Here is a 12,908-nt window from a genome sequence, read left to right as displayed (position 1 = left end):
GTAATAACTAAACGAAATTATTAACGTTTTCTTATCATAATTTACTTAATAAAAATGTTATTATTGTTTTAAAATTTAACAATACCATGATCGAAATCAAAGATTTACATAAGTCCTATAAAATGGGGAATTCACAGTTACATGTGTTAAAAGGAATTAATTTTAATATCGAAGAAGGTGAATTAGTTGCGATTATGGGATCGTCAGGATCAGGGAAGTCAACGCTTTTGAATATTTTAGGAATTCTCGATGAAGCAGATTCCGGTAGTTATATTTTAGATAAAACACCAATTAAAAATCTAAACGAAACGATAGCTTCAAGATATCGCAATAAATTTTTGGGATTTGTATTTCAGTCTTTCAACTTAATAAATTATAAAACCGCTCTTGATAATGTTGCCATGCCTTTGTATTATCAGGGCATAAAACGAAAAGAACGTTATGATATTGCCATGAAATACTTAGAGAAAGTAGGTCTTGGAACGCATTCTCATCATTTACCTAATGAACTTTCCGGAGGGCAAAAACAGCGTGTTGCAATTGCAAGGGCTTTAGCTTCGAACCCAAAAGTTTTATTGGCAGATGAGCCAACAGGAGCTTTGGATACCAAAACTTCGTATGAGGTTATGGAACTTATTCAGGGAATAAACGATGAGGGCAAAACTATTCTAATTGTGACGCACGAACCGGATATCGCAGCAATGTGCAAAAGAAATGTGGTCCTGAAAGACGGATTGATTATCGATGATAAAATGGTAGAACAAGTTAGAGCTTCATCTTATGTTTAATATTGAGCGTTGGCAGGAAATATTTGAGGCAATCTCGAAAAACAGGTTAAGAACATTTCTTACCGGAGTTTCTGTAGCTTCGGGTATTTTTATTTTGGTGATTTTGCTTGGTGCCGGTCAGGGACTTCAAAACGGAATTCAAAAACAATTCGAGCAGGATGCTGTCGGAATTATTATAGTTTGGTCCGGTACTACAACAAAAGCATACAAAGGATTAAATCCGGGTAGACAAGTTCAGTTCAGGGATGGTGATTATAAAGAATCTGTACAGAAATTTGAAGATAAATTAGACTTGAGAGCTGCGAGCTATAACTTTTGGGGAGGCGCTTTTTCTTATGGTAAAGAATCAGGAAGTTATCAGTTCAAAGGAGTTGACCCTGATTTTGCAGGTGTAGAAAATATTACTATTGTTCAGGGGCGATTTGTAAATAGTAGTGATATTGCTAATAATGAGAAAGTAGCTGCTATTGGAATGAAAGTGAAAACAGATTTGTTTAAAGACGCTGATCCTTTAGGCAAGGAAATTTTAATTAATAATGTCAATTTCAAAGTAGTAGGCGTTTTTACAGATCCGGGAGGAGAAAGAGAAGAAGCCAGAGCTTATCTGCCCAAGACCACTGTGCAAAGAGCCTTTGGGGTAGGAGATAAAATTAGTAATTTGTTTTTTACCTTAAAAAAGACAGAGAACTATGATGAAGCATTAGCACGATCCCAAAAATTTACTCAGGATTTAAAGGACTTGTTGAAGAGTAGAAACACAGTGGCTCCCACTGATGATAGTGGAGTTGGTGTTTATAATTCTGTAGAAGAAGGAAAAAAGTTTTATGATCTGAATCTTTATATCAGATTGTTTTTCTGGTGGGTTGGTATTTGTACGATCATTGCCGGAGTTGTGGGAGTAAGTAATATCATGCTTATTATAGTAAAGGAAAGAACCAAAGAAATCGGGATCAGAAAAGCTTTGGGAGCATCCCCGATTTCTATTATTTCGATGATACTTCACGAATCTATTTTTATTACTACTATTGCTGGTTTTGTGGGATTGTTGGCGAGTTTATTATTATTAGAATTTGTAGGTCCAATGATTCAAAGTGAATATTTCCGAAATCCTTCAGTGGATTTCGGTGTCGCATTAACCACATTGGCATTGCTTGTCTTTGCAGGTGCATTGGCTGGATTTTTTCCGGCATACAGAGCGGCCAAAATAAAACCTATTGTAGCACTTAGAGACGAATAATTATGTTTAAGAAAGATAATTGGGACGAGATTTTAGAGGCTTTAACAGCCAATGTTTTCAGAACGGTCCTAACTGCATTTGGAGTGTTTTGGGGAATTTTTATTCTGGTAATATTACTTGCAGTAGGAAAGGGACTTGAAAATGGAGTAAAAAAAGATTTTGACGGAATAGCAACTAATACGATGTTTATGTGGAGTCAAACGACTTCAAAAGCATATAAAGGATTGCCTAAAACACGCCGTTTTGATTTTAGAAATAGTGATGTCGCCGCCTTAAAAGCTGCTTTTCCGGATTTGTTATACGTTTCGCCAAGAAATCAATTGGGAAATTCTAACAACGGGACAAATAACGTGGTACGTGGTACTAAAACATCTGCTTTTGCGGTTTACGGAGATTATCCTGAACTCATCAAGCAACAGCCAATGGATATCATAAAAGGACGTTTTGTAAATCAACAGGATATTCTGGAAAGACGAAAAGTCGCGGTGATTGGAAAAGGAGTTATTAGTGAACTTTACGGAAAAGAAGAAGAAGCTGTTGGTACCTATGTAAAAATCAACGGAATCAATTTTATGGTTGTGGGAATTTATAATTCTAAGCAAACCGGTGGGAATGCAGAGGAAGAGCAAAAGAATATATTTGTACCCTTTACAACCTTTCAGCAAGCTTTTAATTATGGCGATAAAGTAGGCTGGATGGCTCTTACAGCCAGAGATGAAGTTTCGATTACCGATCTGAAACCAAAAATTTTAGATCAGATGAAGGTGCTTCATTACATACATCCAAAGGACGATCGTGCTATTGGAAATTTCGATATGTATGAACAATTTGGAAAAGTGCAAAGTTTGTTTGATATCTTAAATTTCATTGCTTATTTTGTAGGATCTTTAGTGCTGATCTCCGGAGTAATCGGAATCTCCAATATTATGCTCATTGTAGTTAAGGAACGTACTAAAGAAATCGGAATCCGTAGGGCTTTAGGTGCTACACCGGGCGCGATTCGGGGTCAGATTTTATCTGAATCTATATTTTTGACTATTATCTCAGGAATGTTTGGTGTTGCTGTGGCAACCGGAGTTGTTGCCGTCCTGAATATGTTCTTAGATTCAATGCCAGCAGGAAACAATACTATGTTTGCTAACCCAAGCGTAGATTTAAGAGTAGTATTTGTTGCATTATTAATATTAATAGGATCGGGTTTGCTGGCAGGATTTATTCCGGCACAGACCGCAATTAGTGTAAAGCCCGTAGACGCTTTACGAACAGAATAAATTATCAATCAAAATATAATCGATTAAACCAAAAACAAAATGAAAAAAGGAGTAACCGTTACCATTTTAATCTTAATTGCTATAGTTTTCTTTGGCGCACTATATTATCTGTATGCTAAAAATCAACAATCTCCAATTGTTTTTCAAACTGAAAAAGCAGAGGTTAAAACGATTGTGAAAACGGCAATTGCCACCGGTAACATTCAGCCTGATGAAGAAGTTCTCATCAAACCAAATATCTCAGGTATTATCGAAGAAGTGTATATCAAAGCGGGAGAGAAAATCAAAGCTGGTGATATGATTGCCAAAATTAGAGTTGTAGCGAATGTGTCTAATGTAAGCAGTACCCAAAATCAGGTACAAACGGCAAAAATTGCCTTAGACAATCAGGAAAAAATCTACAAAAGACAAAAAACCTTGTTTGAGAAAGATGTAATTTCAGCAAATGATTTTGATGCAGCGCAATTATCATATACACAAGCAAAACAAAACTATCTGGCAGCGAAACAAAGTTTAGATATCGTAAAAACAGGTACAACGACTTCACTTGGAAGTTATGCCAATACCTTAATTCGTTCAACAGTAACAGGAATGGTTTTAGCAGTTCCGGTAAAAGTAGGAAATCAGGTTATTGAAAGTAATAATTTTAATGAAGGAACTACAATTGCTAGTGTTGCAGATGTTGGAAGAATGATTTTTATTGGAAAAATTGATGAATCTGAAGTAGGTAAAATCAAAGAAAAAATGCCTATTGAAATTACAGTTGGAGCAATCGAAAACAAAAAATTCGAAGCTGTTTTGACTGATATTGCTCCCAAAGGAGTGGTAGAAAATGGTGCTATTCAGTTTGAAATAAAAGCGAGATTAGAAAACAGGGATGCAACTTTTATCAGAGCAGGCCTTAGTGCAAACGCTTCAATCATTTTAGAGAAAGCGGATAAAGTTTTGGCTATAAAAGAATCATTAGTTCAATTTGACAAAAAAACTCAAAAACCGTATGTTGAAATTGAAACTGCTTCGCAAAAATTTCAAAGAAGAGATTTAGTTTTAGGAGTTAGCGACGGAATTTATGTTCAGGTTAAAAGCGGACTTGCAGCTTCGGATAAAATTAAAATCTGGAATCAGGGATTGATCAATGAAGGAGAGAAAAAATAATTTGAAAGGATAAAAGAGTTTTTGGGGTTTAAAATGTTAAATTTGCGTAGCATCTTCTGCTATGCTTTCATTCAAAATATATGAAAATAAATAAATATAATAGTCTTGTTTTAGCCCTGTTGCTGGGGCTTGGTTTATCGGCTCAGACACAATCAAAAAAATGGACATTAGAAGAATGCGTGCGTTATGCACTGGATAATAATATCACAATAAAATTATCAGAGCTGGATGTAAAAAATGCTGCAATTGATAAAAAAGGAGCATTAGGAAGTTTTCTTCCATCAGTAAGCGGAAGTGCTTCTCATTCCTGGAATATTGGTTTGAACGTTAACCCGGTGACCAATATTGCTACCACTCAAACGACACAGTATTCTTCATTAGGAGCTAGTGCGGGTGTTGATATCTACAAAGGTTTACAAAATCAGAATAGTTACAGAAGAGCGAAACTTTCGATTATAGCATCACAATATCAATTATTGAAAATGCAGGAAGATATTTCTCTGAATGTAGCGAATGCATTTTTGGAAATCCTTTTTAATAAAGAAAATTTAAAAGTAAAAAAAGAACAATTACTAATCGATCAGAAGCGTTTAGCGCGTTCTCAGGAAATGGTCAATGCAGGAACAATTCCACGTGGCGATTTGTATGATTTAAAAGCTACTGAAGCAACTGATCAACAAGCTATAATTATTGCTGAAAATAGTTTATTAATTTCTAAATTGAGTTTAGCACAGCTTTTACAATTAAAAGAATTTACTGATTTTGATGTTGTAGATGATACAAGTGTAAAGGATGAAAATAATATTCTGGCACAAACTCCAACGGATATTTATAATAAGGCAAAAGAAATAAGAACAGAATTGAAGCTGGCGCAAACAAATCTTGAAATTGCAGAGAAAAGTGTTGCCATAGCAAGAGGTGCTTTTCAGCCTACGCTTAGAGGTTTTTATCAGTTCAGTACGAGTGCAAGTTACAGTGACAGACTTATTGGAACAGATGGTAGCGGAAACCCGGTTTATGCAGGACCACATTCTGTTTTAGATCAGTTTAGTGATAACAAAGGACACAATTTTGGTTTTCAGTTGAATGTTCCTATTTTTAATGGTTTTTCAGTTAGAAATAATGTAGAAAGAAGTAAGGTAAGTTTAGATAAATCTAAAATAGATTTAGAGCAAAAAAGTTTAGATTTGCAACGTAACGTTTACACTGCTTTTACAGATGCAAAAGGTGCTTTGAATACGTATGAATCATCAACGGTAACTTTAGAGGCAAGACAGCAGGCTTACAATTATGCTAAAGAAAAGTACGATGTAGGTTTGATGAATTCATTTGACTTTACTCAGGCGCAAACATTGTTAACCAATGCACAGTCAGATGTTATCAGAACAAAATACGATTACATGTTTAAAATAAAAATACTTGAATTCTACTTTGGAATTCCAATTGTCCCAATTATCACAAAATAATTTATTATGTCAAAAAAAACAATTTATTTCTTACTTGGTGGTGCTTTAGTTCTTGTTATAGCATTGATAAGTCTTTCAAAAGCTGGTGTGATAGGAAATAAGGATGAAGGGAAAGAAGTAGAAGTTTCAAAAGTAGTAGCTTCAACTATTGTGGAGACGGTTTCTGCAACAGGAAAAATTCAGCCGGAAATAGAGGTGAAACTTTCATCAATGGTTTCAGGTGAAATTATTGCCCTGAATGTAAAAGAAGGACAAGTCGTTAAAAAAGGGGATCTATTGGTAAAAATAAACCCGGATTTGTATACTTCAGGTTTAGACCGGTCTCTGGCTAATTTATCCGGTACGAAAGCTGGTTTGACACAGTCTGAGGCCAGTTATAAAGAAGCAAAAGCAAGTTATGAGCGTAATAAAACATTATACGATAAAGGCGTAATCTCAAAATCAGATTGGGATAAAGCAATTTCTACTTATGAAGTAGCAAAAGCAACCAAACAAAATGCCTATTATAATGTTCAAAGTGCCTCTGCCTCTGTTACTGAAGCAAAAGATAATTTAGGACGTACCTTAATTTATGCGCCTGCTGACGGAACAATTTCAGTATTAAATGTTGAATTGGGAGAGCGCGTTTTGGGAACGCAACAAATGGCAGGAACAGAACTTTTGAGAGTAGCAAACCTGAACAATATGGAAGTTGAAGTTGATGTAAACGAAAATGATATTGTAAAAGTTAAGATTGGTGATGAAGCAAACGTTGAAGTGGATGCCTACTTAAAAAAGAAATTCAAAGGTACTGTAACGAGTATTTCGAATTCAGCAAGTACAACTTTGACATCAGATCAGGTAACCAATTTTAAAGTGAAAGTTCGTATTCTAAAAGACTCGTATCAGGATTTATTAGAAGGCAAACCCAATACATATTCGCCTTTTAGACCAGGAATGACAGCGACGGTTGATATTATTACAAAAACAAAAAATAATGTTCTGGCAGTGCCAATTAGCGCTGTCGTGGTAAAAGCAGATACGACAGCTGTAAAAAATATTAAAATTGAAGAGCCAGCTGACGATAAAAAAACAACACCAAAAAACGATAAAAAATTCGAATGTGTTTTTGTGAAAGAAGGTGATAAAGCTAAAATCAGAATCATTAAGACAGGTATTCAGGATGATACCAATATCGAAGTAATGTCAGGATTAAAACCTGGAGATGTTGTGATTACCGGACCTTATACTACCGTTTCTAAGGAACTGAATTCCGGTGATAAAGTCAAGCTTAAAAGTGCCGATTTGCCTAAGAAATAAACGAAATACATCTTTAAGATTGTCGAACTGAACGAAGTCGAAGGTTTGCGAAAAAAGAACTTTGACTTCGATCAGCCTGACAGTAATAATTAATTAAAAAATAAACATTTTGTCTTTTATTCTCAATATAGAAACTGCTACTAAAAATTGCTCCGTGTCCATTGCTAAAAATGGAGAAACAATTGTGTGTAAAGAAATTGCTGAAGAAGGATATTCTCATGCTGAAAAATTACATGTTTTTATTGAAGAAGTAATTGCAGAGGCAGGAATTACAGTTCAGGATCTAATTGCTGTTGCAGTAAGCCAGGGACCAGGTTCTTATACCGGTTTGCGTATTGGAGTATCTGCGGCAAAAGGATTGTGTTATGCGTTAAATATCCCTTTAATTGCTGTTGATACATTACAGACATTAGCTTCTCAGGCAAATGTTTCAGACGGTAAGATTATCCCGATGATCGATGCCAGAAGAATGGAAGTTTATAGTGAAATTTTTACTGCAGATTTAGAAATTGAAAGACCAATTGAAGCGGAGGTTATAACAGAAGATTCTTTTAAGGATTATACTGAAACACTCTATTTTGTTGGTGATTGTGCAGAGAAATGCAAAACTGTTTTAACAAAAGAAAACTTTGTGTTTTTAGAGGAAATCAAATATCCTTCTGCCGCTGCGATGAGTAAAATCAGTTATAATAAATACCAAAAAAGCGACACTGTTGATGTCGCTTATTTTGAACCTTATTATTTAAAAGATTTTATGATGGCACCTCCATCAAAAAAGGAATAATTTTATTTTTCAATCGTAAAGGGCTGAAATGAAATTCCGGCCTCGTCTAAAGCTATTTTGCAATCTTCTAAAGTATCTGAAAAAACAGATCCATAATCTGCTTTTTTTGCCCACGGACGTACTGCAAAATCAACAGAGTTTGCCGTTAGGTTTTTTACAAAAACTTCTGGTGCAGGAGTTTTAAGTACCTTAGGATTGTTGTTTAAAACACCCAAAAGAATTTCTTTTGCTTTTTTGATATCAGATTCGTACGAGACTGAAAATGTAAAATCTGCTCTTCGTTCTCCCTGCATAGAGTAGTTGATGATTGTTCCGTTTGATAAAGCGCCATTGGGCACAAATACGGTTTGATTGTTGCCCATAAGCATCTTGGTAACAAATATTTGAATCTCTACTACCGTACCGGCAATACCTTGTGCTTCGATCGTATCACCCACTTTAAAAGGTTTGAAAACGATAATTAACATTCCTCCGGCAAAATTAGAAAGAGAACCTTGCAATGATAAACCTACTGCAAGTCCCATTGCTCCTAAAATGGCAACAAACGAAGATGTTTCTATTCCAAGTTTTGAAATAAAAGTGACAAACAGCAAAATTCGGAGCGCCCATATTAAGATATCAGAAAGAAATTTGGTTAGTGTGGGATCCAGATTTCTTTGAACCATTACTTTCGTGATAATTCTATTTATCAGTCTGATAGCATAGATACCAACAAATAAAATAATAAAGGCCGAAATTAATTTAGGCGAATAGTCAACCAGTACGTCAATAAATTTAGTGAGGTAATTGCTGACCTGATCAGGATTCATGTTCATGTTTTTCGAATAAAAAAACCTTCTCAAAGGAGAAGGTATATTAGTACTGCAAATATAGAAATATTTATTTTTATAAGAAAAAAGAGTTTCTATTCCTTTGGAGGGATGGTGTCAATAATTTTATCCGCTGTAACTTCCGTTTTTGCGTTAATATCAGTTGCTGTTTCTAAAGCAACTGTTTTAGTATCAGTTGTTAATTCGCTTGCTTTTTCTTTTACAGAATCGATTACCTCGCCTAATGAATCTGAAGCCTTCTCAACATATTCGCTTACGATTTCTTTCGCCTGATGTGCGTATTCTGATGCACTGTCAAGGATTGGTTCAGAAGCTTCTTTTGCTTTTGCTATTGTTTCTTCTGCAAAAGTTTCCGCTTTCTCGATGTAAGGTGTCGCAGCTTCTTTAACCTGTTCAAATGTAGTTTCGGCCTGTGTTGCCAGATCAGAAGCAGAATCTTTGGCTGTGCCAAATAAATTCCTGAAAAATGAAGATAATCCCATAGTTGTATATTGATTAGTTTAAAATACAATATTAACTATTTTTATCCTATAATTAAGATAATAATTTATTGATAATTAAGTAGATATGTATATAATGAAAAAGCGCCCGCCAATGGCGGACGCTTTTCATATTTTACTGAAATAAATAGTTATGCATTTACAGCTTCCACTTTAATACCTTCATCGTTCAACATGCTTTTTAGCATATTTTCGATTCCGCTTTTTAAAGTAAAAGTGGAGGACGGACAACCGCTGCAGGCACCTTGTAAAATTACTTTTACTGTTTTGTCATCTTCATTATAAGAATCAAAAGCAATGTTTCCGCCATCAGCCGCAACCGCCGGTTTTACATATTCTTCTAGAATATTGATGATCTGTTGTGATGTAACATCTAGTTTGTCAAATGCTTCATCTTTGGTAATATCGTTTTTAGTGGCCACTTCGATTAAGCTTTCATCTAAAACAGTTCCTCCATTTTCTATAAATTGTTTAATAAAAGTTCTTACTTCCAGGGTAATTTCATCCCAGTCGTTGATATCATATTTAGTTACCGAAATGTAATTTTCGTCAATGAAAACTTCTTTTACATAGGGAAATTTGAACAATTCTTTTGCCAATGGCGAAGATGCAGTCTGATCTATGTTTTTATATTCAACAGCATTTTTAGTCAACATTCTGCTTACTACAAATTTTAGTGCAGCAGGATTAGGTGTTGTTTCCCCGTAAACTGTAATAGGTTGTTTTTTAGGCTGATTTTCATCAAGTTTTATAATAACACCGCCTTTGTCTACAAAAGCTGTAATTTGTTCAGCAACAGCATCTTTTACATCATCCCATTCTACAATACTGTATCTTTCGATAGCGATAAAATTTCCTGAGATATAAACTGTTTTTACAAACGGAAGATAAAATAATTGTTGTGCTAACGGTGATGCCTGGGCTTCATCAATATTTTTAAATTCGAAGTTTTGATTTTTTGTAATGAAATCTTCAAATTCGAACTTTAGTATAGTTGGATTTTGAGTTTCTTTTATGGTGATTTTTGTCATGATTTGTAATTTTTTACAAATTTAGTAAAGTTATTTTCTACTAATACCTATATTTGATTTTTTAATAAAATAATTAAGACTCTTTTCAAATAAATCGTATTAAATTAGTAGAGTCTAAAAAATATTTAAACAAAATTGCCTTTATGGAATTTAAAATCAGGGTTTTATTTATTTTTTTGATCACTACATTTTATTCGTATTCGCAAGAAGGAATTCCTGTTTACTCTGATTATTTATCAGATAATTATTACCTGATTCATCCCTCAATGGCAGGTGCTGCCAATTGTGCAAAAATAAGATTGACAGCCAGAAAACAATGGTTTGGTCAGGATGATGCACCGGCACTTCAAACTTTAACTTTCAATGGAAGGGTAGGAGAGCGTTCAGGAGCCGGGATTATTGTTTTTAATGATAAAAATGGCTACCATTCACAAAAAGGAGTAAAGCTTACCTACGCTCATCATATCATGTTTTCGAGAGACGAGATTGATTTGAATCAGCTTTCTTTTGGTATTAGCGGAGGTTTGATTCAGAGTCAGTTAGACGAAACCAAATTTGGAGGAACTTTTGATCCAATTGTTTTCGGTTCTATTCAGAAAGATTCCTATTTCAACGTTGATCTTGGAGCATCGTATAACTACCTTGATTTTTATGCCCATGCAACAGTGCAGGGATTACTGGAAACCAGAAGAGAATTGTATACAGATTATGAAAGTGATAATCTTAGAAAGTTTCTTTTAAGTGCCGGATATGTTTTTGGTAAAAGAGACAAGATTACCTGGGAACCGTCAGTTTTACTTCAGGTATTTGATAAAACCAAACAGAAATCAATTGACTTAAACCTGAAAGCCTACAAGAATATGGATTTTGGAAGTTTGTGGGCAGCATTGTCTTACCGAAGAAGTTTTGATGGTGCACAATACAGTACAGCAAGCGGGGTTTCGGGTCAGAAATTGCAATATATTACACCTATCATAGGTCTGAACTATAATAATTTTATGTTTGCATACACGTATTCTCAAGTTACAGGCAACGTAAAATTTGATACCGGAGGATACCATCAAATTACTTTGGGAATCAATTTATTTTGTAAAAAGGAACGTTACGATTGTAATTGTCCGGCCATTAATTAAATTTTTTATTATGCTGATTAAATCTGTAAACGGAAAAACGCCTTCTATTCCTGAGGATTGTTATGTTGCTGAAAATGCTACAATTGTTGGCGATGTTGTATTTGGAGATTCCTGCAGCGTGTGGTTCAATGCGGTTATTCGAGGTGATGTTAATTTTATTTCGATAGGCAATAAAGTGAATATTCAGGATGGGGCCGTCATTCATTGTACGTATCAAAAACATCCAACGATTATTGGTAATAATGTTTCGATAGGACATAATGCTATAGTGCACGGATGTACGATTCATGACAATGTGCTGATTGGAATGGGCGCTATCGTAATGGACAATTGTGTGGTCGAAAGTAATTCGATTATAGCCGCCGGTGCCGTTGTAACACAAAATACAGTTGTAGCTTCGGGGACTATTTATGCAGGTGTTCCGGCAAAGAAAGTAAAAGACATTGACCAATCTGATTTTGCTGGCGAAATAGAGCGTATTTCGAACAATTATGTCATGTATTCAGGCTGGTTTAAAAACGAAGAATAAAATTCTAAAATCCAAAAAAAAATCCAAATTCCAATAAAGGATCAGCCCGCTTTGGAATTTGGAATTTTATTTTTTGGAATTTAAAGACCTACAAATTGATTTTCTCAAAAAAAGTATTTTTATAACTTTCGCTTATCGGAATTCGTTTGTCGCTAATCAAAACTTTATTTTTTTGTATTGATTTTACATGTTTTATATTAATGATATACGACCTGTGAATTCTGGAGAATCCTTTGCTTGAAAGTAAATTTTCGAGTTTTATTAAACTGATTAAAGTCAGTGTAAATTTATTATCAGTAGTGTAAATTTTGACGTAGTCTTTTAGGCCTTCGATAAATAAAATATCCGCAAAATTCATTTTTACATTTTCGTATTCTGCCCTCACAAACATAAAATCCTGCTCTAATTCAGGTGCAGTTGTACTTTCAGAAATGGCCTGAATATTGGTTGACGGATTTAAAACCTGCTGTGCTCTTACAACTGATTTTAAGAAGCGGTGAAACGGAATTGGTTTTACCAAATAATCGACAGCTCCAAGATTAAAACCTTCAACGGCATAATCAGAATAAGCTGTGGTAAAAATAACCAAGGGCTTTTTCTCGATCGTATTTAAGAAATCAATTCCTGAAAAATGAGGCATCTGAATGTCAAGAAAAATCAAATCGATACTGTTTTGATTAATAAACGAAACGGCATCAATAGCATTATTAAATGTATTTATTAGCTCAAGTGAATCTACCTTTCGAACAAAATCTTCTAATAATTCAACCGCTAAAGGTTCATCGTCTATAATTACACATTTCATTTGCTGAGGTTTTAAATTTAAATTTTGCTTTGGCAGTCAAAAGTAGTTTTAAACCAGTAAATTAAGTTTTAAAATTATCA

The 12,908-nt window shown here is 34.5% G+C and carries 13 protein-coding genes; 9 read left to right on the top strand and 4 right to left on the bottom strand.

The window, feature by feature from the left end; genetic code table 11:
• Positions 1-86: 86 nt before the first annotated feature.
• The 7 genes from B0A67_RS22030 (at position 87) to tsaB (ending at position 8,000) form a co-directional block, all read left to right on the top strand.
• Positions 87-788 (top strand): ABC transporter ATP-binding protein, encoded by a 702-nt coding sequence (locus tag B0A67_RS22030; protein WP_072961385.1) that lies wholly within the window; start codon positions 87-89, stop codon positions 786-788.
• Entirely contained in the window at positions 781-2,025 is a 1,245-nt protein-coding gene (locus B0A67_RS22025; RefSeq protein WP_072961382.1) for an ABC transporter permease, read from the top strand. The genes B0A67_RS22030 and B0A67_RS22025 overlap by 8 nt, the downstream gene beginning before the upstream one ends.
• A gap of 2 nt (positions 2,026-2,027) precedes the next feature.
• The gene (locus tag B0A67_RS22020) at positions 2,028-3,296 is read left to right on the top strand and encodes an ABC transporter permease (protein ID WP_072961379.1); all 1,269 of its coding nucleotides are present in this window, start codon (positions 2,028-2,030) and stop codon (positions 3,294-3,296) included.
• Between the two features lie 39 nt (positions 3,297-3,335).
• Complete coding sequence (locus B0A67_RS22015; protein ID WP_072961375.1) at positions 3,336-4,451, top strand: efflux RND transporter periplasmic adaptor subunit; 1,116 nt, start codon at positions 3,336-3,338, stop codon at positions 4,449-4,451.
• Positions 4,452-4,531: 80 nt separating this feature from the next.
• A complete protein-coding gene (locus B0A67_RS22010) occupies positions 4,532-5,917 on the top strand; it encodes a TolC family protein (protein WP_072961371.1) in 1,386 nt (461 codons plus the stop codon).
• Positions 5,918-5,923: 6 nt separating this feature from the next.
• Positions 5,924-7,216 carry an efflux RND transporter periplasmic adaptor subunit gene (locus tag B0A67_RS22005; RefSeq protein ID WP_072961368.1) on the top strand — a complete coding sequence of 431 codons (1,293 nt, stop codon included), beginning with the start codon at positions 5,924-5,926 and terminating at the stop codon, positions 7,214-7,216.
• Positions 7,217-7,325: 109 nt separating this feature from the next.
• Positions 7,326-8,000: a tRNA (adenosine(37)-N6)-threonylcarbamoyltransferase complex dimerization subunit type 1 TsaB gene (gene tsaB / locus B0A67_RS22000; protein WP_072961365.1), complete on the top strand. Its 675-nt coding sequence runs from the start codon at positions 7,326-7,328 to the stop codon at positions 7,998-8,000.
• Between the two features lie 2 nt (positions 8,001-8,002).
• Here tsaB and B0A67_RS21995 read toward each other — a convergent pair whose 3' ends face one another.
• The 3 genes from B0A67_RS21995 to B0A67_RS21985 form a co-directional block, all read right to left on the bottom strand.
• Complete coding sequence (locus B0A67_RS21995; RefSeq protein ID WP_072961362.1) at positions 8,003-8,815, bottom strand: mechanosensitive ion channel family protein; 813 nt, start codon at positions 8,813-8,815, stop codon at positions 8,003-8,005.
• 89 nt (positions 8,816-8,904) lie between these two features.
• Positions 8,905-9,312: a hypothetical protein gene (locus B0A67_RS21990; RefSeq protein WP_072961358.1), complete on the bottom strand. Its 408-nt coding sequence runs from the start codon at positions 9,310-9,312 to the stop codon at positions 8,905-8,907.
• Positions 9,313-9,461: 149 nt separating this feature from the next.
• Entirely contained in the window at positions 9,462-10,361 is a 900-nt protein-coding gene (locus B0A67_RS21985; protein ID WP_072961354.1) for a NifU family protein, read from the bottom strand.
• 143 nt (positions 10,362-10,504) lie between these two features.
• Here B0A67_RS21985 and B0A67_RS21980 point away from each other — a divergent pair, with 143 nt between their 5' ends.
• The gene (locus B0A67_RS21980; protein ID WP_072961351.1) at positions 10,505-11,494 is read left to right on the top strand and encodes a PorP/SprF family type IX secretion system membrane protein; all 990 of its coding nucleotides are present in this window, start codon (positions 10,505-10,507) and stop codon (positions 11,492-11,494) included.
• 10 nt (positions 11,495-11,504) lie between these two features.
• Positions 11,505-12,023, top strand: a complete 519-nt coding sequence (locus tag B0A67_RS21975; RefSeq protein ID WP_072961348.1) for a gamma carbonic anhydrase family protein — start codon at positions 11,505-11,507, stop codon at positions 12,021-12,023.
• Between the two features lie 88 nt (positions 12,024-12,111).
• Here B0A67_RS21975 and B0A67_RS21970 read toward each other — a convergent pair whose 3' ends face one another.
• Complete coding sequence (locus B0A67_RS21970) at positions 12,112-12,828, bottom strand: LytR/AlgR family response regulator transcription factor (RefSeq protein WP_072961345.1); 717 nt, start codon at positions 12,826-12,828, stop codon at positions 12,112-12,114.
• Positions 12,829-12,908 lie beyond the last annotated feature (80 nt).

The sequence above is a fragment of the Flavobacterium aquidurense genome (assembly GCF_002217195.1).
Classification (GTDB): Bacteria; Bacteroidota; Bacteroidia; order Flavobacteriales; family Flavobacteriaceae; genus Flavobacterium; species Flavobacterium frigidimaris.
This window is presented reverse-complemented; position numbering and strand designations above follow the sequence as displayed.